The 23,827-nt window shown below is 69.9% G+C and carries 24 protein-coding genes; 14 read left to right on the plus strand and 10 right to left on the minus strand.

Translation table 11 applies throughout. The features are described from left to right. Positions 1–141: 141 nt before the first annotated feature. The 11 genes from penM (at position 142) to JOC24_RS31775 (ending at position 12,093) form a co-directional block, all read left to right on the plus strand. Positions 142–1,338, plus strand: coding sequence for a pentalenolactone synthase (penM, locus tag JOC24_RS31725; RefSeq protein WP_205023902.1), 1,197 nt, complete (start codon positions 142–144; stop codon positions 1,336–1,338). A 138-nt stretch (positions 1,339–1,476) separates the two neighbouring features. Then, on the plus strand, positions 1,477–2,328 hold the full coding sequence (gene ptlH / locus JOC24_RS31730; RefSeq protein WP_205023903.1) for a 1-deoxypentalenic acid 11-beta-hydroxylase: 852 nt from the start codon (positions 1,477–1,479) through the stop codon (positions 2,326–2,328). Positions 2,329–2,386: 58 nt separating this feature from the next. Next, entirely contained in the window at positions 2,387–3,841 is a 1,455-nt protein-coding gene (locus JOC24_RS31735) for an MFS transporter (protein WP_205023904.1), read from the plus strand. A gap of 123 nt (positions 3,842–3,964) precedes the next feature. Further along, positions 3,965–4,786, plus strand: coding sequence for a 1-deoxy-11-beta-hydroxypentalenate dehydrogenase (gene ptlF, locus JOC24_RS31740; protein ID WP_205023905.1), 822 nt, complete (start codon positions 3,965–3,967; stop codon positions 4,784–4,786). Beyond that, the gene (ptlE, locus tag JOC24_RS31745) at positions 4,783–6,537 is read left to right on the plus strand and encodes a neopentalenolactone/pentalenolactone D synthase (protein WP_205023949.1); all 1,755 of its coding nucleotides are present in this window, start codon (positions 4,783–4,785) and stop codon (positions 6,535–6,537) included. The genes ptlF and ptlE overlap by 4 nt, the downstream gene beginning before the upstream one ends. 48 nt (positions 6,538–6,585) lie before the next feature. Continuing rightward, on the plus strand, positions 6,586–7,485 hold the full coding sequence (gene ptlD, locus JOC24_RS31750; RefSeq protein WP_205023906.1) for a neopentalenolactone/pentalenolactone F synthase: 900 nt from the start codon (positions 6,586–6,588) through the stop codon (positions 7,483–7,485). Further along, positions 7,482–8,495, plus strand: a complete 1,014-nt coding sequence (locus tag JOC24_RS31755) for a polyprenyl synthetase family protein (protein ID WP_205023907.1) — start codon at positions 7,482–7,484, stop codon at positions 8,493–8,495. The genes ptlD and JOC24_RS31755 overlap by 4 nt, the downstream gene beginning before the upstream one ends. 117 nt (positions 8,496–8,612) lie before the next feature. After that, positions 8,613–9,626, plus strand: a complete 1,014-nt coding sequence (gene ptlA / locus JOC24_RS31760) for a pentalenene synthase (RefSeq protein WP_205023908.1) — start codon at positions 8,613–8,615, stop codon at positions 9,624–9,626. Positions 9,627–9,738: 112 nt separating this feature from the next. Further along, a complete protein-coding gene (gene ptlI / locus JOC24_RS31765) occupies positions 9,739–11,133 on the plus strand; it encodes a pentalenene oxygenase (protein ID WP_205023909.1) in 1,395 nt (464 codons plus the stop codon). A 178-nt stretch (positions 11,134–11,311) separates the two neighbouring features. Further along, complete coding sequence (locus JOC24_RS31770; protein WP_205023910.1) at positions 11,312–11,497, plus strand: hypothetical protein; 186 nt, start codon at positions 11,312–11,314, stop codon at positions 11,495–11,497. Between the two features lie 2 nt (positions 11,498–11,499). Beyond that, complete coding sequence (locus JOC24_RS31775; protein WP_205023911.1) at positions 11,500–12,093, plus strand: hypothetical protein; 594 nt, start codon at positions 11,500–11,502, stop codon at positions 12,091–12,093. Positions 12,094–12,376: 283 nt separating this feature from the next. Here JOC24_RS31775 and JOC24_RS31780 read toward each other — a convergent pair whose 3' ends face one another. Both JOC24_RS31780 and JOC24_RS31785 read right to left on the minus strand, forming a co-directional pair. Beyond that, positions 12,377–13,486, minus strand: coding sequence for an alkene reductase (locus tag JOC24_RS31780; RefSeq protein WP_205023912.1), 1,110 nt, complete (start codon positions 13,484–13,486; stop codon positions 12,377–12,379). A 568-nt stretch (positions 13,487–14,054) separates the two neighbouring features. Next, a complete protein-coding gene (locus tag JOC24_RS31785; RefSeq protein WP_205023913.1) occupies positions 14,055–14,531 on the minus strand; it encodes a nuclear transport factor 2 family protein in 477 nt (158 codons plus the stop codon). A gap of 342 nt (positions 14,532–14,873) precedes the next feature. Between JOC24_RS31785 and JOC24_RS31790 the strand changes: the two genes are divergently transcribed. The 3 genes from JOC24_RS31790 (at position 14,874) to JOC24_RS31800 (ending at position 16,648) form a co-directional block, all read left to right on the plus strand. Then, complete coding sequence (locus JOC24_RS31790; RefSeq protein WP_205023914.1) at positions 14,874–15,485, plus strand: TetR/AcrR family transcriptional regulator; 612 nt, start codon at positions 14,874–14,876, stop codon at positions 15,483–15,485. A gap of 225 nt (positions 15,486–15,710) precedes the next feature. Then, entirely contained in the window at positions 15,711–16,175 is a 465-nt protein-coding gene (locus tag JOC24_RS31795) for a cupin domain-containing protein (RefSeq protein ID WP_205023915.1), read from the plus strand. A gap of 98 nt (positions 16,176–16,273) precedes the next feature. After that, on the plus strand, positions 16,274–16,648 hold the full coding sequence (locus JOC24_RS31800; RefSeq protein WP_205023916.1) for a nuclear transport factor 2 family protein: 375 nt from the start codon (positions 16,274–16,276) through the stop codon (positions 16,646–16,648). A 131-nt stretch (positions 16,649–16,779) separates the two neighbouring features. Here the strand turns inward: JOC24_RS31800 and JOC24_RS31805 are convergent, their stop codons facing one another. From JOC24_RS31805 to JOC24_RS31840, 8 genes are all read right to left on the minus strand, one after another. Continuing rightward, positions 16,780–17,160, minus strand: coding sequence for a VOC family protein (locus JOC24_RS31805; RefSeq protein ID WP_205023917.1), 381 nt, complete (start codon positions 17,158–17,160; stop codon positions 16,780–16,782). 174 nt (positions 17,161–17,334) lie between these two features. Further along, a complete protein-coding gene (locus tag JOC24_RS31810; RefSeq protein ID WP_205023918.1) occupies positions 17,335–17,742 on the minus strand; it encodes a cupin domain-containing protein in 408 nt (135 codons plus the stop codon). Between the two features lie 219 nt (positions 17,743–17,961). Further along, positions 17,962–19,077 (minus strand): DNA alkylation repair protein, encoded by a 1,116-nt coding sequence (locus tag JOC24_RS31815; protein WP_205023919.1) that lies wholly within the window; start codon positions 19,075–19,077, stop codon positions 17,962–17,964. Between the two features lie 16 nt (positions 19,078–19,093). Beyond that, positions 19,094–19,396, minus strand: coding sequence for a hypothetical protein (locus tag JOC24_RS31820; RefSeq protein WP_205023920.1), 303 nt, complete (start codon positions 19,394–19,396; stop codon positions 19,094–19,096). A gap of 231 nt (positions 19,397–19,627) precedes the next feature. Next, a complete protein-coding gene (gene gndA, locus JOC24_RS31825; protein ID WP_205023921.1) occupies positions 19,628–21,067 on the minus strand; it encodes an NADP-dependent phosphogluconate dehydrogenase in 1,440 nt (479 codons plus the stop codon). Between the two features lie 47 nt (positions 21,068–21,114). Next, positions 21,115–22,011 (minus strand): helix-turn-helix transcriptional regulator, encoded by an 897-nt coding sequence (locus JOC24_RS31830; RefSeq protein ID WP_205023922.1) that lies wholly within the window; start codon positions 22,009–22,011, stop codon positions 21,115–21,117. A 69-nt stretch (positions 22,012–22,080) separates the two neighbouring features. Then, complete coding sequence (locus JOC24_RS31835; RefSeq protein WP_205023923.1) at positions 22,081–22,542, minus strand: nuclear transport factor 2 family protein; 462 nt, start codon at positions 22,540–22,542, stop codon at positions 22,081–22,083. Positions 22,543–22,702: 160 nt separating this feature from the next. Beyond that, on the minus strand, positions 22,703–23,731 hold the full coding sequence (locus JOC24_RS31840; protein ID WP_205023924.1) for a saccharopine dehydrogenase family protein: 1,029 nt from the start codon (positions 23,729–23,731) through the stop codon (positions 22,703–22,705). Positions 23,732–23,827 lie beyond the last annotated feature (96 nt).

Here is a 23,827-nt window from a genome sequence, read left to right on the forward strand (position 1 = left end):
AGCAACGGTCGCCCGCGAAAGCGGCGGCCGCCGCTTCGGCGCGCCCGTGAACCGGCGCGCAGCGCTCCCGACGCGACCGATGCCGTCGGCGCGCACGGCTGCCCGACGAATCCCACGCGAGACGCCATGAGGACACACCAGATGAAAGAACTTCCGAGGTTACCGTTCGACAACCCAGACATACTCGGCATCGCACCCCGGATGCGCGCACTGCAGCGGGAGGGGCCGATCACCCGGGTGCGAACCGCCGGTGAGGATGCGTGGCTGGTCACCCGTTACGACGAGGTGAGGGCACTGCTCGCCGACCGCCGGCTCGGTCTCAGCAATCCCTATCCGGAGCGGTCGGTCAAGAGCGCGGCCAGAGGCTTCATGATGGCTCTGATGGCCGGCGACGACTACGACACCGAGGCCACCGGCCATCCACTGATGCGCGAGCTGCTCGTGCCACGGTTCTCCACGCGCCGGATGCGCCTGATGAAGACCCGGATCGAGCGCCATGTGGACGAGCTGCTCGACCAGTTGGCGAGCAGCACCGCGCCGGTCGACCTGCACCACGCGCTCTCGTTCCCGTTGCCGACCATGGTGGTCTGCGATCTACTCGGCGTGCCGCTGGCCGACCGGGAGCGGTTCGGGCAGTGGGCCAGAGGCACGTTCGACCAGAGCGACAACCAGCACTCGGCGAACACCTTTCAGCAGGTCGTCGACTACATGACGGAACTGGTGGCGCGCAAGCGAATCGAGCCGGGCGACGACATCCTGTCCGAGCTGATCGCCGAGAAGGGCGGCACGCTGTCCGACGCGGACATCGCCCAACTCGGCAACGCCGTACTGCTGTTCGGCTACGAGACCACCATTGTGCGCATCGACATGGGTGTCCTGCTGCTGCTGCGCAACCCGGTCCAGCGCGCCCTGCTGGCCGAGAGTCCCGAACTCGCCCCGGCCGCCGTCGAGGAGATCCTGCGCCTGAGCGTCGGCGGCAAGGGATCCAACGCGCTGATACCCCGCTACGCGCACAGCGACGTCACCGTGGGCGACACCGTGATCCGGACCGGAGACGCGGTGATGCTGGCCATCGGCGCGGCCAACATCGACGGCCGGGCGTTCCCCGACAGCGACCTGTTCGACCTGGCCCGGGTCAGGCCCAAGCCGCACTTGGCATTCGGGCACGGCACCCGGCACTGCATCGGCCGCGTGCTGGCCCGGATCGAGCTGACCGCGGTGTTCGAGCGGCTGTTCCGCAGACTGCCCGACCTGCGGCTCGCGGTCCCCGAGGAGTCGCTGCGCTGGCAGGAGCACCGGATCACCGGCGGGTTCGACGAGCTCCCCGTCACCTTCTGAACGGCAGTGCACGAGCGGAGACGCAGCCGCCCGCCGTCAGTGGTGACGGGTGGCACGTACCGCAGGAACGAAACCGTCGGCCCGCCCGGATGTTTGACGCTCCTTCCCCACGCACAGACGTCACGAGGACAAGGAACCATGACGGACACTTTCAGCGACTACGTCGACTGCACACCCCTTCTCGACGACCGTGAAGCCCTCGACCGGTTCTACGACGAGCACGGCTACCTCTTCCTGCGCGGCGCTCTGGACCGCGATCTGGTCCGGGCAGCCGCCGAGCAGATGCTCGAAGGCCTGATCGAGCTCGGCCACGCCGCCCCCGGCACCACACTCGACACCCTCACCATCGACTCCTTCGAGGCGGTCGACGAGGTGGCGATGCACGACTACGTCAGGTACGACGACCTGTGGAACCACCCCTCGACCCTCGAGGTCTGGGAGAAGGTCTTCGGGGAGCCCGTCTTCGTCTTCAAGTCGACGACGATCCGCTACTACCCCTCCGCCGCGGGCACCGAGGAGCCGAGCTTCCTGACGCCGCTGCACCAGGACGGCTTCTACATAGGCCCCAACAAGGACTTCCGCACCGCCTGGATACCGCTGCTCGCGACGACCCGCGGCACGGGCGGCGTCGCCGTCGCCGACGGCAGCCACAAGAAGGGCCCGCGCGAGCACGTGGTCACCGAGAACTTCCGCCGCTTCGGCCACGCCGTACGCGGCATCCCGGCGGAGGAGTTCGGCGCTGGGGAGCAGCTTCTCTTCTCGCCCATGGAGCCGGGTGACGTGATCATCTTCCACGCCTTCATGTGCCACAAGTCCATCCCCAACGTCTCGGTGGATCCGGCCGGCATGCGGATGTCGATGGACACCCGCATCCAGCCCGCCTCCTCGCACCGCGGGTTCAACTCCCTGACCCCCTGGCCGGAGTCCGCGAAGGACGCCTCCAAGGGAATCCTGTCGAAGATCACCGGCACCCCGACCACCACCGAGTGACGTTGTCACCCCGTCTCCGCCTCAACCGTCCCCCCACACACGCCCGGGCAGGCAGCGCATGACGAAGAGCGAGGGCCTCCCCCCTCTGAAGGAAACCGACGCGGCACCGGAGCCCTCGGCCGGTCCGGCACCGGCCGCCGCCGGGCTCAGCGGCATCGCCCTCATGGTGGTACTCACCGGATACGTCCTGTCCATCGTGGACGCCTCCATCGTCAACGTGGCGCTGAGTTCGATCAGTGACGACCTCCACGGCGGCGCCGCCGCACTGGAGCTGGTGGTGTCCGGCTACGGCCTCACCTACGCCCTCGGCCTGGTGCTGGGCGGACGGCTGGGTGACGCCTTCGGCCGACGGCGCCTGTACGCCTACGGGCTCGCCGCGTTCACCGTCACCTCGGCGCTGTGCGCACTCGCCCCGACCATCGAGTTCCTCGTCGCGGCACGGCTGTTGCAGGGCGCGGCCGCATCGATGCTCGTACCGCAGGTGCTGGCGACGATCCAGGCGGTCACCGAGGGCCAGGCGCGCGCCCGTGCGATCGGCATGTACGGGGCTACCGCAGGCGTCGGCATGGTCATCGGGCAGATCGTGGGCGGGCTGCTGGTCTCGCTGGACGTCGCCGGGATCGGCTGGCGGATGGTCTTCGTGATCAACGTGCCGATCGGCGTCGCCGCACTGCTGGCCGTCCGGCGCGTCCCCGCGACCAGGGCCGACACGAAGCCGGGCTTCGACCCGCTGGGCACCGTGCTGTTCGGCGTCACCATGGTCTGTGTTCTGGCCGTGGTCGTGGCGGGGCCCGACCTGGGCTGGCCCCTGTGGCTCTGGTCGTTGCTCGCGGTCGCCGCGGTCGGTGCGCTGGCGCTGACGCGGGTCGAACGCGGGCTGGAGGCACGAGGCGGCTCACCGCTGCTGTCCCCGTCGGTGCTGTCGCACACGGGGATGCGCAGAGGGCTGGCGGCGATGGTGCCGTTCTCGGCCGGCTTCGGCGCCTTCCTGTTCGTCTACGCGCTCATCGCGCAGGGTCACTTCGGATTCGGCGGGCTCGCCTCCGGCGGGGGGATGGCACCGTTCGCCGTGGCCTTCTTCGTGGTGGCGCAGTTCACCCCGAGGATCGCGGCGGCCCTGGGCGGCCGGATCGTCACCCTGGGAACCGTCGTCCAGGCCGCGAGCCTGCTGCTGCTGGCGCTGGTGCTCTGGGTGGGCTGGCCGCACCCCTCCCTGGCGCTCGTGCTCGTCGGGATCGGGTTCTTCGGAGCGGGCGCGGCGCTGATCGGCCCGACGCTGTTCCGGATGATCCTGGCAGACGTACCCCGCGCGCAGGCCGGCATGGGCAGCGGTGTGCTGGTGACCAGCCAGCAGATGGCGACCGCGCTGGGCGCGACCGTCGGCGGAACCCTCTATGTCTCCCTCGCCGGTTCGCTGTCGACGGTGTCGGCGGCCGTGCTCGTCCTGGCCATGCTGGTGTGTTCCTCGGTGATCGTCCTCGTCATCAGTCTCAAGCTCCCCGACCCCAGCTGACACCCGCGCCCCTCGCGCGGACCCGATCCGGACCTTCTCGCCGGCAACGGCGCGCCGTCCTCCGGCGTACCCGCGCACAGAATCGGAGACAGCCAAGTGCACTTACGGACAAGGACAGCCGTGGTGACCGGCGCGGCGAGCGGCATCGGCCTCGCCCTCAGCGCCCGCTTCGCACGGGCCGGCGCCGACGTGGTCATGGCGGACGTCGAGGGCGAAGCACTGCACCGCCGGGCCGCCGAACTCACCGCACCGGGCGTCCAGGTCACCGCCGTGACCGCTGACCTGACCGACCCGGACGCCGTAGAACGGCTCGCGGACACGGCGTTCGACGTGCTCGGCGACGTCGACGTGGTGTGCAACAACGCCGGGGTCCTCGGCCCGGTGGGGCAGCCCCTGTGGGAGGTGCCGCTGGAGCGGATGCGGCAGGTCTTCGAGGTGAACCACTGGGCGCACGTCCTGGTGGCCCGCGCCTTCGTCCCCCGGCTGCTGGAGCGCGGCCGGCCCGCCCATCTGATCCACACCGCCTCGATGTCCGCCTTCGTCGTCGGTGCCGGCAGCGCCGCCTACGCCGCCTCCAAGCACGCCGACCTCGCGGTCGCCCGCAGTCTGCGCGCCGATCTGCGGGGCACCGGGGTCCGGGTGTCGGTGCTGTGCCCCGGCCGGGTCGACACCCCGATGGTCCAGGGCCTGACGGCCCCGCGCGGTGCGGGGGGCGACACCTCCGTGAGCGCCGAGGACGTCGCCGGACTCGTCTGGGAGGCCCTCGGCTCCGACCGCTTCTACCTCTTCAGCAACTCCGACGCGCCGCTGCGGCTGCGCGATCAGTTCGACGACGTATGGCGTCATGTTTCCCTTCCGCCCCCTTCCCCCGAGGAGGAGCTGTGGCCCGCGCCGAAAGCGACGACCGTAGCGATGGATCACCGACCGTCGACCTGGAAGCCGTGAGGGAGAAATACCGGCAGGAACGCGACAAACGCAGCGTCGGTCGCACCTACCGGTTCGCGCGCGGTGACCTGGGCGGCTACGCGCGAGACCCCTACACCGAGCGGCGGGAACGCGAACCGTTCACCGACGAGGTGGACGTCGCCGTCGTGGGCGCCGGCATCGGCGGCCTGCTGACCGGAGCCCATCTGCGCAAGGAGACCGGCCTCAAGCGCATCCGGCTGATCGACGAGGCCGGCGACGTCGGTGGCACCTGGTACTGGAACCGCTTCCCCGGCGTCCGGTGCGACGTCGAGAGCTACATCTACATGCCGTTGCTCGAGGAGACCGGCACGATACCCACCGAGAAGTACTCCACCGGGCCCGAGATATTCGCCCACCTCCAGCAGATCGCCCACAGGTACGACCTCTACCGCGACGCCCTCTTCCAGACCGCCGTCACCGAGCTGCGATGGGACGAGGCGGCCGGCAAGTGGCTGGTGAGCACCGACCGCGGCGATCTGATCCGGGCCCGGTACGTGGCCATGTCGATCGGTCTGATGCACCGCCCCAAACTGCCCGGGCTACCGGGCCTGGAGACGTTCGCCGGGCACTCCTTCCACACCAGCCGCTGGGACTTCGACTACACCGGAGGCGACAGCACCGGCGGGCTGACCGGACTGCGGGACAAGAAGGTCGGCGTCATCGGCACCGGCTCGACGACCGTCCAGCTCGCCCCGCACCTCGCCGAGTGGGCCGAGGAGCTCGTCCTCTTCCAGCGCACCCCGGCCGCGGTCGACATCCGCGGCAACCGGCCCACCCCGTCCGACTGGGCCGGCAGCCTCGAGCCGGGCTGGCAGCAGCACCGGATGGAGAACTTCCACGCGCTGACCTCCGGCGTGCCGCAGGACGAGGATCTGGTCCAGGACCGCTGGACCCAGACCACGGCCGAACTGGCCGCCGCGATCCTGCCCACCGGCGACACCGGGGGCGACCCGAAGGAGCGGGCGCTCGCGGCCGAACGTGCGGACTTCCTCAAGATGGAGGAACTGCGCGCCCGCGTCGACAGCGTTGTCACCGACCCCGCGACCGCCGCCGCACTCAAGCCGTACTACCGCGTCTACTGCAAGCGGCCCTGCTTCCACGACGGCTACCTGCAGACCTTCAACCGGCCCAACGTGACCCTGGTCGACACCCAGGGGCAGGGCGTGGAGCGGCTCACCCCGGCCGGGGTGGTCGCGAACGGCCGGGAGTACCCGGTCGACTGCCTGGTCTTCGCCACCGGCTACGAGCACGAGTTCGCGGTCCCGTACACCGACCGTGCGGGTTACGACATCGTCGGACGCGACGGGGTGAAGCTGTCGGAGAAGTGGGCGGACGGGGCGCGCACCCTGCACGGACTCCAGGTGCACGGTTTCCCCAACTGCTTCGTCCTGTCCAAGGCCCAGGCCGGCCGCCACGTCAACATCGCCTACATGCTGGGCGAGCAGACCCGGCACCTCGCGCACGTCGTCAAGTGCGTGGAGGAGCGCGGTCACCAGGTCGTGGAGGCTTCCGAGGCCGGCGAGAAGGAATGGGTCGAGGAGATCCTCCGGCTCGCCACCGGCGACAGCGACTTCCTGGAGAACTGCACGCCCGGCCTCTACAACAACGAGGGCGACCCGAGCGGTCTGCCCCTGCTCAACTCCAGCTACGGCGGCGGCTCGGTGGCGTTCGTGAACATCCTCAGGCGCTGGCGCGAGGCGGGCGACCTCGCCGGTCTCGAACTGCGCTGACCGCCACGTCCCCTCTCCGAACCTCCTCTCCGAAAGGTGGCAACGCCCATGGACGTAACGCCGATACCCGGCGCCGCTCTCGGCGCCGTCGTGCACGGCGCCCATGTCACCGGTGACATGGACAAGACCCGGTTCGAGGAGATCTGGGCGGCGCTCGACGAGCATCTCGTCCTCGTCCTCCGCGGCCACGAGACCCCCTCCTACGAGCAGTTCCTGGCCTTCGGCCGCCTCTTCGGGCACATCCCGAAGACCGGTCTGACCAGCGGCGCCCACCCCGACCACAACGAGATCCTGATCGTCTCCAACCTCGTGCGGGACGGCCGCAGGATCGGTGTCGGCGACGCCGGGTGGATGGGCTGGCACACCGACTACTCCTTCCGCCCCCGCGTTTCCCAGGTCGGCTTCCTGGAGGCCGTGGAAGTGCCGTCCTCCGGGGGCGGGGAGACCCTCTTCACCGACATGTACGCCCTGTACGAGTCGCTGTCGCCCGAGGAGCGCGGGCGTCTGCACTCCTACCGGGTCCGCCACGCCCTGCGCACCGGGTACGAGGAGACCATCGCGGAGGAACTCCAGGGCGAGGTGTCCCTCGGCGAGAGCACCGAACGGATCCAGCCCGAGGACGGCACCTCCACCATCCACCCGCTGATCGCCCGCAATCCGCGCACCGGCCGCCGGTCGGTCTACATCAGCACCCTGAACACCGAGCGGATCGTGGACCTCGCCCCCGACGAAAGCCGCAGGCTGCTCGACGAACTGCTGGCGCACGCAGGCGAACCCTCGCACACCTACGCCCACACGTGGCAGCCCGGGGACATCGTCGTGTGGGACCAGCTCGGCACCGTCCACGCCAAGCAGGCCTTCGACCCGGCCGAACGGCGCGTCATGCGCCAGGTGGTCAGCATCTTCGACGACCCGACCGACCCCTGGCACACGGAGGTCGCCGCATGAGCACCGCTCCCGCCTGTCTCAGCCACAGCCGGGTCACGATCACCCCGGCGCTGCGCGCCGCCGTCGGCCGGCTCGACGACCGCTCACGTCACCAGGCGGCATACCACTTCGGCTGGATCACCGCCGGTGGTGCTCCCACCAGCGCCGATGCCGGCAAGGCCGTACGGCCGGCGCTCGCGCTGCTGTCGGCCGAGGCGGTCGGGGCACCGCCGGAGGTCGCCCTGCCCGGCGCCGTCGCCGTGGAGCTCGTGCACAACTTCTCCCTGGTGCACGACGACCTGATGGACGGGGACGAGGAGCGCCGTCACCGGCGCACGGTGTGGAAGCTGTGGGGTCCGTCCAGCGCCATCCTGACCGGTGACGCGATGCTGGCGCTCGCCCAGGAGGTGCTGCTGGACACCGGGCTGCCGACAGCGGCGCCCGCCGCCCGCCTGCTGGCGCGCACCACCCGGCATCTGATCCGCGGCCAGGTACAGGACCTGGCCTTCGAACAGCGCTCTCACGTCACGGTCGAGGAGTGCGTCGACATGGCCGCCGGCAAGACCGGAGCGCTGCTGTCGGCGAGCGCCGCGATCGGGGCCGTCCTCGCCGGAGCGCCGGAGGCGACGGTGGACGCGCTGGCGCTCTACGGCGACCAGGTCGGCGTCGCCTTCCAGGTCGTCGACGACGTTCTCGGCATCTGGGGCGATCCGGCCGTCACCGGCAAGCCGGTCCACTCCGATCTGCGCTCCCGCAAGAAGTCCCTGCCGGTGAGCCACGCACTGAATCAGGCCGGCCCGCCCAGCGACGAACTGGCCGCCTGGCTCACCACCCCCGGCGAACCCGACGAGGAGGAACTGCGGCACGTGGCCGCCCTGATCGAGAGCGCCGGCGGCCGGGACTGGGCGATGGCCGAGGCCGCCCGGCGGATGGCGCTGGCCGAGGACGCGCTGCGCGGTGCCGAGCTGGACGCGGGCGCGCGGGACGACCTCCTCGCGCTCGGCCGGTTCGTCGTCCGACGCGAGGCCTGAGACCGGGCCGGCGCCCGTACCCGTATGCCCCTCACCGACTTCCGACTCAGCGATCGGCGCAGTCCTTCCAGGCCACCACAACCCTGCCCTCCGCAACCCACCCCCAAGGATTCCCTCATGCCCCAGGACGTCGACTTCCACATACCCCTGCCGGGCCGGCAGAGCCCGGATCACGCGCGGGCCGACGCCCAGCAGCTCGACTGGCCGCGATCACTCGGTCTGATCAACTCCGAGGCGGCGGCGGCGCGTCATCTGCGCGGCAGCTACGCCGACCTGGCCTCCCGCTTCTACCCGCACGCCGCCGGCGACGATCTGGACCTGGGCGTCGACCTGATGTCGTGGTTCTTCCTCTTCGACGACCTCTTCGACGGGCCGCGCGGCGAGGATCCGGAGGAGACCGCACAGCTCACCGATGCCGTCGCGGCGGCCCTCGACGGGCCCCTCCCCGACACCGCACCCCCCATCGCCCACGGCTTCGCCGACATCTGGCGGCGCACCAGCGAGGGCATGACACCCGCTTGGTGCGCGCGCAGCGCCCGGCACTGGCGCAGTTACTTCGACGGCTACGTCGACGAGGCGGAGAGCCGCTTCCACGACACGCCGTACAACTCCGCGGCCCAGTACCTGGCCGTGCGCCGGCAGACCATCGGGGTGCAGCCGACGGTCGACCTCGCCGAGCGCGCGGGCCGCTTCGAGGTGCCGCACCGGGTCTTCGACAGCGCCGTGCTCTCCGCGATGCTCCAGATCGCCGTCGACGCCAATCTGCTGCTGAACGACATCGCGTCGCTGGAGAAGGAAGAGGCCCGCGGCGAGCAGAACAACATGGTCATGATCCTGCGCCGGGAGCACGGCTGGTCCAAGGACCGCAGCGTCGCACACATCCAGAACGAGGTGCGCGCCCGCCTGGAGCAGTACCTCCTGCTGGAATCCTGCCTGCCTCAGGTCGGCGACATCTACCGGCTCGACGAGGCCGAGCGCGAGGCCCTGGACCGCTACCGCAACGACGCCGTGCGCACGGTGATCCGCGGTTCCTACGACTGGCACCGCTCCTCGGGCCGTTACGACGCCGAGTTCGCGCGGGCCGCCGGCGCCCAGGGCTATCTGGAGGAGCTCGGCAGCACCGCCCACTAGCCGCACCGCTCACCGACACCACGCACCGGCGCCCGGCCGTCTCGGCGACACAGCTGCCGCCCGACCGGAACAGCGGTCACCAGTGCGGCGAAGAAGGGAAGTTGAGAATCCAATGACCGAGCAGACCGCCTTCTCGGCGGGGGTGGCGCCCGGGGCGCTCCCTGTCATGGGACACGCGCTCCAGATGATGCGTCACCCCGTGAACTTCATGACGTCGCTGTCGGCCCACGGCGACCTGGTCGAGATCAGGATCGGCCCCACCACGGCCTACGTCCCGACCCACCCCGAACTGCTGCGGCACGTCCTGACCAACGACCGCATCTTCGACAAGGGCGGCGTCTTCTACGACCGTGCCCGTGACATCGCCGGCAACGGCCTGGTGACCTGCCCGTTCTCCGACCACCGCCGCCAGCGCCGGCTGATGCAGTCGGCGTTCACCCGTGGTCAGCTCAAGCGGTACGCCGAGGCCATGCACGCCGAGATCGACGCCACGGCGTCGCGCTGGCAGGACGGCACGGTGGTCGACGCCTTCCAGGAGATGTACGGCATGGCCCTGCGCACGGTCGGCCGCACCCTCTACTCCACACCCGTGAGCCCCGAGCTGGCGGCGAAGGTGGAACGTTCCTTCGATGTCGTGCTCAACGGCCTGTTCCGGCAGATGTTCCTGCCGGCCTCGATCCGCCGGCTGCCCCTGCCGTCCCAGCGCCGTTACAAGAGCAACCTGGACTTCCTGCACGAGACCACCCAGCAGCTCATCGAGGACTACCGCAGTTCCGACACCGAGCGGGACGACCTGCTCGCCGCCCTGATCGCCTCCCGCGACGACGACGGCGGCCGGCTCGGTGACAAGGAGATCCACGACCAGGTCATCACCGTCATGGCGGCCGGCACCGAGACCGTCGCCGGCACCCTCACCTGGGTCTTCTACCTCCTCTCCCAGCACCCGGAGATCGAGGCCGCGCTCTACGACGAGATCGACACCGTCCTCGACGGCCGTGCCCCGCAGTGGGACGACCTGCCGAAGCTCTCCCTGGCCGACCGGATCATCTCCGAGACGCTGCGGCTGCACCCGCCCGCCTGGCTGTTCACCCGGCTCACCACCTCGCCGACCGAACTCGCGGGCCGTCAGCTGCCCGCCGGCTCCACCGTCGTCTTCAGCCCGGCCGCGGTCGCCCAGTACGAGGACGCCTTCGACGACCCCAGGACGTTCGACCCCGACCGCTGGCTCCCGGACCGTATCGCGCCGGCCTCCCGCCACGCCTACGTGCCGTTCGGCACCGGCGCCCGCAAGTGCATCGGCGACCTCTACGCACGCACCGAGGCCCTCCTGGGGCTCGCCACCATCCTCGGCCGCTGGCGGGTCACCTGCGAGCCCGGCATGGACATCCGCCCGGTCCCGCTGGCCACCATCTACCACCCGCGCCGACTGCGCCTGAGGCTGGACGCGCGCACGCCGCGCCGTACGGCCTCCGCAGCCTCCGCACCGGCCGGGGGTGACGGGACGTGAGCGAACCACCCGGCTCCCGCCGCTCGTGATCGCCCGGGGGACCCGACGCGGGCTCGTCACCATCGGAGAAGGGTGACGAGCCGAAGCTCGTTCGCGACAGGCCGAGTTGTGGGAACAGCCACCCCGACGGAGCCGCCGGGCCTTCTCGGAGGTCGAAGACCCGTTGTTGGCGAATCGTTTGATCACACGGGTATCTTGGCGCGCGAGGCCGCTGTCCATCGGTACACGGGGTGGCGATCACGCAGCCCTCCGCCCGCTGCACGCCGCCCGCACCGGCCACGCCGGTGCGGAGACCGCGATCTACGAGCGGATCGTCAAGGAATACAGCGGCCAGGACGCCCGGAAGAAGATGGGACAGCCGTAGCCGTGAACAAGAAGCACCTGGTCCTGCCCGCCGTACTCGTCGTCGCGGCAGCGGTCGTCACCACACTCGAGCTCTGGCCGACCGAGCTCAAGGAACTGCGCGAGCAGAACCTGTGCCTGGGCATGCTGACGGAGCGGACCGCCGGCCTGCTCCAGGACGGCATGGGCGGGGCCGTCCTGGTCGAAGAGTTCGTCCCGAAGAGCGCGGGGTCCGCGACCGGGCCGGCGGACCCGGTCTTCTCCACCACCTGCTTCGTCAATCGGAGGAACGCCGAGGACAGGAGCAGCATGCGGCTCCAGTACACCCTGGACGTGAGGTCCACCGACACGCCGAACGATCCCCCGGAGGGCGCCACCCCCATAGGGGAGGGCCTCACGGGCTGGGTGGGTCAGCGCCAGAGCGAGGTGCGGATGCCGGAGGGGTGCGCGAAGGAGATGAGGCGGTCCGACGCGCGGCACATCATGGTCACCCTCAAGATCTCACCGGTTGCGCTCGTGGGACGGGACTGGAACCACGCGTCGCTGATGAAGGACTCGCGCACCGTGATCCTCGAGGCCGTGGAGAACCTGACCAAGCAGTACGACTGCGCCGCCTGACCACGTCAGCGCGAAGCTGGAGTGCGTGCAGGCGATCGTCGACCGCTGCGGCTTCGACCGGAATGCCGACGGACCCCGGCCGGGAGCAGGTCTTCGACGCCCACCCGTGGCGCGGCCCAGCGCGGGACCGCCACTTCCTGTCCTCCTGGCCGCCTCCCCCTTGTGGACGGCGTCAGCAGGCGCTGTTTCGAGGACTGTGTCGAAGCCGTGCCGCACGGCCTCGACTCCCGTAGTCCGCCTCGAACTCGGTGGCCATGGGCGAGGGCACGGACAAGCCTGTTCGTCAGGCCCGGTCCGCGTGGAAGGACGGGTAGTCGGTGTATCCCTCGGCGCCGGATGTGTAGAAGAGTGCCGGGCGCGGCTCGTTCTCCGCGTGTTCGCCCTGCCAGCGCTCGACCAGGTCGGGGTTGGCCAAGGCCGCTCGGCCGACGGCCACGACGTCGGCGTGTGCGGCCTCGATCAGCCCCGCTGCTTCCTCACGCGAGGTGATCGAGGAGGAACCGCTGTTGGCCATCAGCTTGCCGCCGAAGCGCCGGCGCAACTCCTGGACCAGGCCTCCCCGCAACTCCTCGTGCAGGACGGAGAGGTAGGCCGGACCCAGCGGGCTCAGCTGGTCGAGCAGGTGGCCGTAGGTGGCCAGGACGTCGCCCCTGTCGGTCTCCAGGACGTCCTTGATGTTGCGTTCGGGCGAGATCCGCAGCCCGACCCGTCCGGCGCCGATGGCCTTCGCCACCGCGGTCACCACTTCGACGACGAAGCGGGCCCGGTTCGTCGGCGTACCCCCGTACCCGTCGGTGCGCCGGTTGGACGCCGGAGCGAGGAACTCGTGCAGCAGGTATCCGTTGGCGGCGTGGATTTCAACGCCGTCCAGACCGGCCTCGATCGCCCGGCGGGAGGCGGCGACGAAGTCATCGAGGACTGTTCGGGCCTCGGCGACGGTCAGTGCTCGTGGCACAGGGTAGGACTGCTTGCCCTTCTCCGTGTGCCCCTCGCCGCTGACCGCGATCGCACTGGGAGCCAGGACGCGCCGGCCGCCGTTGACGTCAGGGTGGGTGACACGGCCGGCGTGCACGACCTGCATCACGATGCGGCCGCCTCGAGCGTGTACCGCTTCGGCCACCCGCCGCCAGCCGGCCACTTGTTCGTCCGTGACGATGCCAGGCTGTCCCACGAAGGCCTGTGCCTCGTGGCTGGAGTAGACCCCCTCGGTGACTATCAGCCCGAGGCTCGCCCGCTGTCTGTAGTGCTCGATCATCAGGCCACCCGGGACCCCGGAGGGGCCCGAGCGCATCCGAGTCAGCGGGGCCATGACGACACGGTTCGCAAGCTCGATGTCCCCGAGGGAAACGGGCGTGAAGAGAGATGTTCCCGCGGATACCGATGCTGACGTCACTGGCGCGACTCCGTTCCGAGATGGGTGCGCGAATGGACATGGAGCCCGCACGCCGAAGTGCCGTGGCCGCACTGGGTCGCGAGCCGTCACCACCGAGACCACGGCGCCCCCTCGCGCTCGAAGGCATGATGAGCCCTCGAACCGTCCGCGGTCGTCGAACCGGGTGAAGTACCGGCTGCACAGGGCGTGGTGACGTGATGGCGCCGGGCGGTCCGCACGGCGGAGAGACGCGGGTGTGCCGCGCTGCGGCGCTCTCCCGGCGAGGGCGCCACAGCGTTCGGGCGGGCTCGGTGTGCTCGCAGGCCGGGGTCGGACCCAGGTGGGCGCGTGGTCCTCGCCGTAGCGGGCGCCGTAGCCGCCGTGCGTCAGGATCTCGTTGATCGCGGCCCCAAGTCCGCTTCGTTCGCGGTGAGATCGGCGGCACGGGTGTTCTCCTCGACGTGCTTCGGGCTGCGGGTGCCGGGGATGGGCACCCTGCGCGAGGAGCCGGGTCAGGGCCGGCCGGGAGGTCGCAGCCCCGTCGGCGGCGGCAGAACGATGCGTCGGCGGCCGTCGCCAGGGCAGGTCCCTAGATGCCCGCGAGGACGGTGGGGTCGCCTTCGGTCCAGGCGTTGTCCACGGTGACGTGCTGGATGAGCCAGACGTCGCCGTTCCTGACCAGTTCGACGTCGTAGCGGTTGGTCATGAGGACGTGGCGGGAGTGGTCCTCCCGGGGCAGATGCTGGCACGCCACGATCGCTTCGAGGTTCGCCCTGTCGCCGTCGAGGCTCACCCGCGGGTTGCTCACGGAGTGCGTGGTGTCGAGGTGACCGAGCGAGGCCGACAGGGCTGCGGCGATGGTCTCGCGGCCTTCCACCGGCGGGTACTCCTGGCCGGCCTTCTTCGTGGCCGGACCGAAATCGGCTACCGCATCGTCTGCGAACGCGGACGCGAGAAGGTCCTTGTCACGCAGATCGAGACCGGCTGCGTATCGGTAGAGCGTCTCCACCACGGCGAACTTGTCCTCGATCGCCGTGGTGGAGGTGCTGCTGTCTGTCGTCGACATGGTGCTTCCTTACGTGGCGGGTCGGTACGCCATCCACCGTAGACCACTATTCGACAGCTGTCGAATAGTGGTAGCGTCGAGAGCGAACCCGTTCGAAGGAGTGAAATGTCCGAAGTGGATCCCGGTGCTCGAATGACGGCCGTAACCGGAGGCGGCAGGGGATCGGACCCCTTCCCCGTGCCACCCGGTCGGCCGCGCGCGCCGCACGAAGGCAGGCGTGAGCCTCCTCGCCGGAGCCCGCGAGCTGTCCACGGCGTACCTGCCGACGGCCGGAGAGCGGCGGCGGCTTCGAGGCCCCCCGGGGGTGAAGCGCGGCGATCACCCGCGAAGTAGGGTGCGTCCATGGTGAGTGACCAGCCCCCGGCAACCGACGCGGACCCGCGCTTCACGCGCTCGCGACGCGCGATCGCGGACGCACTTGCCGACCTCATGCAGCGGACCGGGTCGTGCCCCTCGGTCTCCGCCCTCTCGGAAGCCGCCGGCATCCACCGCGCCACCTTCTACAACCACTTCGACTCCGTCGAAGAGGCAGCGGTGCACGTGATCGCTGACGACTTCCGCGCCCTTCACGTCCTGAACATCAACGATCGGCACATGGGCGCGGACCCCACCGCCGTGGCAGTGGCGACGCTGAACGCCATGCTCGACTCCCTCAGACAGCGCAGAAGCCTCTTCCTGCTGGCTTCGACCTGGCAATCGTCGAGCGGCCTGATGGGCATCGGCGACCTCCTCCTGGAGCAGCTCCACGCCCTGCGGCGCGACCTCGGTATCGACGAGCGGGAAACGGGCCCGCACAACTCGGTCGAGGACGTCTACACCGCCTCCGGCGTGCACGGAGTCTTCTCTGCCGCCGTCGGGGGCAACACCGACTGCGACCCGGAGGAGATCGCTGTCCGTCTGTACGCCCTCCTGCCCGACTGGATCCGTCAGCCACCGCAGTCGCCGGCAACCTGAGCCGACGGCTCGGCCGGCCGTGAGCCGGGGCAACCCCGATGCATCACCGTGCGCCCTACCGCCGGTGTGACCTTCTCACCATGGCGCGCGGGCATGCCCACCGCAGGACCGATTCGGCCCGGCAGCGCCGATTTTCGCCTCTACGCATTCATGGCCACAGCGCCCACATCGGCTTCGACGAGCCGGCCACCGATTCGGGGCCGCGCGTCGGAAGGAGACCGCACCATGAGCATTGCCCTCGTACGGAACCCGGGCGACGGCCAGGACTTCCGCTACTACGACAACGTGATCGAGCAGGTGGCGACCGACGCCGAGACCAGCGGAGCGGTCAGCGTCATGCGTCTCACCGTCGGCCGCGAGGACGCGCCCCCGCTGCACACCCACAGCCGGGAGGACGAGAGCTGGGTGGTCCTGTCCGGCCGCGTCCGGTTCTGGGTCGGAGCGACCTCGCTGGACGAGTGCGAGGTGCACGACGCCGAAGCAGGCGCCTACATCTACGTGTCCCGGCTGGTCCCGCACACGTTCCAGACGATCACCCGGACCGCCGAGGTCCTTGTCATCAACAACCCCGGAGCCGTCGAAGGCCTCTTCCACGCGGTCGGACCCGCCGCCGCGCGTGCGGACTCCGAGCACACCGACCTCGCGTCGGACTACGGGATCGTGAACCACGACGGCCCGCCGCCCGCCTGAACGCGGTGCCGCGGCGATCGCCCCCTGCGCTGCGCGTCCGACCGGAACCGCCCCTCCCCCGCCGGGAACCCGCAACTCCCCTCAGAAAAGGGACCCTCATGAGCCAGAACCTCAAGGACAAGGTCATCACCTACCTACGCGCACTGGAGAAGTCCGACTGGGAGTCCGCGCGTGCCCTGTGCGCCGAGGCAGCCACCGTCTGGCACAACGACGGCAAGGGCGATGAGACGCTCGAGGAGTACTTCGAGGGGTTGAGACGGCAGATCGACTCCTACGACTCGATCCGCTACGACATCGTCCGCCAGCTCTCCCAGCCGGGCGAGGTCCTCCAGCAGCACGTGGTGCACGTGACAGCGAAGGACGGCGGGCGAGGTGAGGTGCACGCCGCGGTCCACTTCGGCTTCGACGGTGCCGGCCTGATCACCCGCATCGAGGCGTACGCCAACTACATCCCCGTCGGTCAGGACAGCTGAGGCGGCGGCCGCGCTCACGCGCCGGCTCCCCCGGGCGCTGGGCGAGGCTCGAAAATACGCGCGCTCCGACGCCCGTGACCCGCGCCTGCAGGACGCGTGGTCGACACCATTGCCCGGGAGTGAGCGCGACCTCAGAGAGTGATGCAGAAGGGGTGACCCGCGGGGTCCAGCAGGATTCGCCGTCGGTCGGGCTGCGGTTGCACGTCCGCTTCGACGGCTCCCAGAGCGATGAGCCGGGCCTGGGCTGTGTCCAGGTCGGCCACGCCCAGTTCGAGATGAGCCTGCTTCGGCACCGAGGGGTCCGGCCAGCTGGGGGGCTCGTAGTCGTCCAAGCGGTAGAAGCCCAGCCCGGGCGAATCCTCACGGCCCAGCAGCACGAAGCCGTCAGTGGCAAGCGTGATGGGCAGGTTGAGGGCCTCACTGTAGAAGCGGGCCGATTCAGCGGGGTCGTGGCAGTCGAAGGTGACGGCCAGGTAGCGGATGGCGGGATCGGGTTCGGTGCGTGTACTCATCGGAAGACTCCCTGCTCGGCGAGGCCGGCCCGGACGGTGCTGACCTTCGCCCGAAGGCGCCGGAGGTCAGCCGGCCCAGGCCGACAGCCACCGATCGCTCGAATGCCTATGTCGTTGCCGGTATGCACGTGTGGGTGCTGAGGTGTGGTGGCATGCAACCGCACGGCGCCGCACTCATCGTGTGCGGACTTCGCCGGTCGGGAAGTCCGGGATCGGTGTGAAGACCTCGATCATGGTCGTGTCCTCGAGCGCGACCGCGGAATGGGGCACTCCACCCGGAATCCCAAGTGCCTCGCCCGGCCCCAGGACAAGCTCCTTTCCATCGACCACGTACGCCATGCGGCCCGTCAGGATGACGTCGATCTGCTCCATCGGATGAACTTCCTGCGCGCTCGGATCCGCGGCGTCGGGGATGACGGTGTCCGCCGCGATCGCTACGTGCAGCACCTGCGCCTTGTCGGCGGTCAGCGCTTTGATCATGATCCGGCTGCCGAAGTCCCCCAGCGGCGTCGGCTCGATCTCACTCCAGATCCGGTGCTGCGGTCGGCCGGGTTCGTGTGCGGAGGTCTGTTCTGTGGTCATGAAGAAGACGCTACGGCGAGACCAGGACAGGTTCGTTCCTGGTCCCGAGGCCCCCGAAAACTCTTCGGCGTTGGTCCCCCAACCGGGCAACTGGCTGCAGAGTGTGGGCGATTCGGTCTGTCGGCGGACGGATCATGCGTGTGACCGACATGGAGGCGGACGCGGACGGCGATCGTCGAGCGGGGCGCGGAAATGCAGGGCTTCCCTCCGTGCCGCGCGTCACGGTGGGTCGGTGGGGCTCAGGTCGAATTCGGCCCGTTCGGACTCGATTCCGTTGATCTGCAGGGAGATGGCGTGCGTCCCGGGGTAGTAGCGGCGTGTCGTGATCGGCCGGAACGAGTGTTCCCGCGTGACCTCGATCCGCTCGTCCGGTGCGAGGGTGCGGGTGGTGAGTTTGAAGGTCTTGCCGGTCCGGGTCCCGTCGGCCTTGCGGTGGTGCACGATGTAGTCGATCGTCAGCCGCGCCGCGGAAGCACCCACGTTGCGGATCGAGGCGGTGAGCCGGACGCTCCCGCCGAGGGGGACGACGTCCCGGTCCAGGCGGGGCCCCTCCACGTCCAGGGCGGCGGGAGGGAAGCCGAGCAGTTCCAGTGCCCCGGGGTGGCCGCGCTTGATGAGCGTGCGCAGCCCGTGCCTCGCCAGGCGTTCGGTGGTGGCGGTGGGAGTGCCCAGCCAGCGGCGTGCCGTGTCGACGACGAGGTCGGGGTGGTCGCGGCTGAGGTCGTTGAGGTGGTTGGCGACCGAGCGGCGTACGTATTCGCTCTCGTCCCGGTAGAGGGCGTCCAGAACGGGCACGGTCGCCCCCGGACGGGCCAGGATCTGTGGGATCCGTACCGCCCAGGGCAGGTAGGGACGGGTGCCTTCGGAGGCCAGCCGGCGCACGTCGACCTCAGCCGATCCGGTCCAGTCGCCGACGATGGTGCGGAGGGCCCGGTCGAGATCGTGTCGCAGCAGTGTCCTGATCGCGAACTCGGAGGAGAGGCGCCCGGTGAGGCTCGCGAGCAGCGCCATCGCGTCGTCGAAGGCGGCGGTTCCGCCCTCCTGGACGGCGCGGGTGGCGACCGCGCCGGTGACCGGCCAGATCAGCCATCCCGTGAAGTCCGGAGCCTTGTCACGGGCGGTGCGCACGGTGTGGGCGAGTGTGGCGTAGTCGCCCGGTACGTCCGTCAGCAGTGCGTCGCGCAGCAGGTCGGCGCGCTGTCGCAGGGGCAGCGGGCCGATCTGCCGCGCTGCCGCGCGCAGTGCCGCGAGGTCGGCGTCCGGAGCCGCGGCCCGGATGGCGCGTGTGAGGCTCTGCACGGTGTGGAGGCTGATGAGTTCGTCGGCGAACGGCATGCTGGTGGTCCCTCCGTCACGTGAGGTGGTGCAGCGCGGTGGTGAGCTGCCAGTCCACACTGTCCTGGTCGATCGTGGCGTGGACGGGGGAGTTCGCCATCTCGCCGGTGATGCCGGCGGCACCGGCGCGGGCGTGCGGCAGGCCGTCGTAGGCGACGATGTCGATGACGCGCCCGTCGTCGGTCTCGACGATGCGCCGCCAGAGGAAGCCGGGCTGTCGCTTCAGGTAGGCGTCGATGTCCGCGTTCGCTTTCACGAAGTCATCGGCGGTGTGGCCCGGAGCCGGCCGCAGTGTGGTGATTTCGAGCGTCTCGGTCATGGTGTGTTCCGTTCTGGTCACGTCGTGGTGCGGCCGGGGGTCAGCGGACGAAGGCATTGGCGGACAGGCCGTTGGTGGTGGTGTCTCCCTGCTGGAAACCGACCATCGACTCGATCACGTGTGCGGGTGGTCGAGGCTCGGCGCCGTGGGGGTGTCGAGCTCGGTGATCTGGGTGTCGGTGAGCGTGCCGTCGAGCGAGGCGAGATCGGTGGCCAGTTGTTCCTGCGCGGATCAGACGTCTGTTTCAGGGCGATCGGGATGCGCCCAGTGCGTGTGGAAGGCGCCCTGCCGGTCGATACGCCGGTAGGTGTGAGAGCCGAAATAGTCCCGCTGGCCCTGCAGCAGTGCGGCGGGCAGCCGGTCGGCCCGCAGTGTGTCGTAGTACGAGAGCGCCGCGGCGAATGCGGGAGCCGGGACACCACGCCGGGCGGCGGTGGCGACGACCTCTCGCCAGGGGACCTGGGCTGCGGTGATCTCCTCCGCGAACCCGGGCTCGGCCAGCAGGCTGACGAGGCCGGGGGCGGCCGCGTGCGCCGTGCGGATGCGGTCGAGGAAGGCGGCGCGGATGATGCAGCCGCCGCGCCAGATGCCGGCCACCGCTCCGAAGTCGATGTCCCAGCCGTATGCGAGCGCGGCGTCCTGGATCATCTTGAAACCCTGGTCGTAGGCGATGACCTTGGAGGCGTACAGTGCCTGCTCGACCTGCGAGGTGAAGCGTTCCGCCTCGGAGCGCGTCTTCGGTACGTGCATACCGCCGGGCAGTGGACGGTACGCGGTACGCAGTGCGGACTGTCCGGACGCCGCGCGTGCGAAGGTCGCCTGAGCGATGGTGGTGACGGGCGAGGCGAGATCGAGGGCGGTTTGCACGGTCCAGCGGCCGGTGCCTTTCTGTCCGGCGGCATCGGCGATCACGTCGACGAACGGCCTCCCGGTCTCGGCGTCCGTGTGGGAGAGCACCTCGGCGGTGATCTCGATCAGATAGGAGTTCAGTCGCCCCTTGTTCCAGGTGCGGAAGATCCCGGCGATCTCGGCCGGACTGTACTGGGCCACCTGGCGCAGCAGGTCGTAGGCTTCGGCGATGATCTGCATGTCGGCGTACTCGATGCCGTTGTGGACCATCTTCACGAAATGACCGGCGCCGTCGGACCCGACGTGTGTGCTGCAGGCCTCCCCGTCGACATGTGCGCTGATGGTCTCGAACACGGGGCCCAGGACGGCGTAGGCCGCCTTCGAACCGCCCACCATGATCGAAGGCCCGTCCAGAGCGCCCTCCTCACCGCCGGAGACGCCTGCTCCGACGAAGTGGACACCGCGTTCACGCAGGTCCGCCTCGCGACGCCGGGTGTCGGCGAAGTGGGCGTTCCCACCGTCGATGATCATGTCCCCCGGCTCCAGCAACGGGGCGAATTCGTCTATGACCGCGTCCGTGGCAGCGCCTGCCTGCACCATGATCATGAGGCGGCGGGGACTCTGCAGGGCATCGACGAGGTCCTGGGCGGTCTCGGCCGGCACGAAAGTGCCCTCGTGACCGAACTCCTCCATGAGGGTCCGGGTACGCGACGGGGTCCGGTTGTGGACGGCGACCGTGTAACCGTGGCGGGCGAAGTTGCGGGCCAGATTGCGGCCCATCACCGCGAGTCCGGTTACTCCGATGTGCGCGCGTGCGTTCATGATGATCTCTTTCTCTGCCGCCTGTACGGCGGAAAGCGAGTAGGTGGTCATGGCTGCGGCCCGACCGAGGCCGCGAGGTAGGTGAAGGCTTCGGCACTGCGACTTCCCGGGGCGGGAACTCCGACCAACAGATGCTGTCCCGGGGCGGCCGCCACGCGGTGGACGCGGTACGAGAGCTCGATGTGTCCGGCTGCGGGGTGAAACACCTTTCTGTACGCGCGGTCCAGGCCGACCGTCTCGCCGCCCTCCCGCCTCCTCCTTTCGAAGTCGGCCGACTCCGCGGACAGGCCGGCGACGAGATCCGCGATCTCGGTGTCCCGGTGCAGCCGGACGGCATTGAGACGCAGCGTGCGCAGCGAGCCGTCGACGGCCGAAGGCCATTCGGTGAAGTAGCTCCGCGCCCCGGGATGCGTGAAGAGGATCCGGAGCAGGTTCTGATCGCTACCGACGAGGGGAGACAGCAGTGCCTGGGCGTGCGCGTTGGCCGCCAGGATGTCGAAGCAGGGGCTCAGCACATAGGCCGCTGCCCGGTGAGATGCCTCCAGCATGCGCAGTAGTTCCGGGTGCACCTGCCTACGGGCGGTGTCCGGACGGAGGCTCGGGTTGAGTCCGGCGAGACGGAACAGCCGGCTTCGCGAATCCGGGGCCAACCGCAGGGCTCGGGAGAGGGATTCGGTGATCCGGGGCGAGGGGTTTCGCTCCCGGCCCTGCTCCAGCCGGCTGTAGTAGTCGGCGCTGACGTGCGCCAGGACCGCCACCTCCTCCCGGCGCAGTCCTTCCACCCGGCGGTGACGGCCGCCGGTGCCCAGGCCGACGTCCGCGGGAGTCAGCCGGGACCTGCGGGCCCGGAGGAACTCCCCCAGGGAGTTGTCCCGTGGCTCCTCGGCGTTCCCGCCGGTTCGCGCCCGGCCGATGGGCGCCATGGCCGGCACGTGCATGCGCATCCGCAGTCCTTCCCGGCTCGCGGCACCGGGGGCCGGTGTGCACGGGGCGAGCGGGCACTTCGGCGCACTTCAGGCGTCCTGCGGGGCCTTGAGGTGGTAGCGGGTGTCGCCGGTGAAGTCGATGGTGACCTCCCGCCGGGCGAAGGACCACGTCCCATCCCGCCGCTCGAAGCGGTCGCGGTACCGCCCGCCCGCCACCATCTGCAACGGCAGGAGGCCGGGCACCGCCTGGAGGATGTTGTAGTACGACCGCGCTTCGGCACTGCCGTCGTCCTCGTTCACCTCGATGAGGATGTTCGTCGTGATGTGCCGGGTACGCAGGGTCCCGTCGTCGTGCACGACGAGCATGGAGCCGATCAGGTCCTCGATGGTCTTCCCACCGCGCAGGCTCACCTCACCGGACACGAAGTCCGCGTTCTCGAAGAGTGCGCCGAACTCCGCGAAGTTGCCCTCGTCCACGAGGTGCGAGTAGCGGGCGATGAGGTTCTCGATCTGTCGGGCGCTCGGGATCGAGGAGGTGGGAGCAGACATGGCAGTGGCCTTTCACCAGGGGATTCGTTCCCCCGTGGTCGGGCGAACACCGTCAGTCTGGTCAGCCGACGGCCGGCCGGGAAGGACCTGTCTTCCTGGGTGCCGCGCACCCAGGTTCCGCTCGGCCCCCTGCCGTGAGGCGGTCGGCCGTGTGGTGCCCCTAAAGGTCCTTGATCTGCGAATCGCCGACCGCGAGGGCCAGTGCGGAGCCGTAGGCGGAGGAAGGTGACTGGAAGCCGGCCGTGAAGGAACCGGCCAGTACGCGGCGGGCGATCTCCACGGACGACAGCTGGGTGAACCGGTAGCCGGTCGGTGTCTCGATCAGGGAACGGACCACGCTGCCGTCCCGGCCGGTCACCTCCGCAACGACCTTGCTGCGTCCCACCTCCCGCTCCTGAGCGGTGGGCCCGTCAGGCAGCGCCGCGAGGTCCAGGTCGATGGGGAGCGGCTGACCGACCTGCACGTACACCTCGATCGAGGGAACACCGGTGGCGTGGTGACTGGTGATCAGGTCACCCATGGACACGGATACGCACTCCTCCGGACCGTCGTCACCGAAGTCGAACGAGGCGACCCTGGGCTCCGGCAGCGCGACGATGTCCCCGTCGCTGCGGACCAGCACGCCCAGGTCACCGATGCCCTCGGTCGCGCTGACGATGGACCCGCGGGAGAAGAGGTTCAGGCCCTCCGACTCCTCGGGGGTCGCACTGAGGAGCTTGAGCGCGAGGCGCAGGCCGACGGGCTCCGCGACACGGGCCGCGGCGTGGGCGGCCACGCAGTCGCTGGGCACCACGTCCCAGCCGGCGCCGGACATGACCATCACGCCGGCGGCCACTGCCTCGGCGTGCCGGGAGCGCGCGGTGGCGAAGACGTCGTATTCGGCGGTGGTGTCGAGGTAGTGCACACCCTTGTCGATGCAGGCGTCCATCAGCGGGCCCGCAGTGCGGTGGAAGGGGCCCGCGACGTTCAGCACCACGGCGATGCCGTCGAGCGCGTCCCGCAGAAGTGCGGGGTCGTCGACCGTGAAGGCGCGGCTTTCGACGCCGAGTTCCTCGCCGAGTACCTTGACGCGCTCCTGGTTGCGACCGGCCACGACGACGTCGAGGCCCGACTCCTTGGCGTGCTCGGCGACGAGCTTCCCGGTGTAACCGGTGGCGCCGTAGACCAGCAGGCGGGGGGTGGCTGACATGTTGTGCTCCCATGAACGGGTAAGAGGTGGGGACTGCGGGAAGGCCCGTCCGAAGCGTGACGCGCTCGGCGCTCTGTGCCTCGCATTCAGGCTAGA

It is taken from the genome of Streptomyces sp. HB132, assembly GCF_016909575.1.
In the GTDB taxonomy this organism is placed as follows: Bacteria; Actinomycetota; Actinomycetes; order Streptomycetales; family Streptomycetaceae; genus Streptomyces.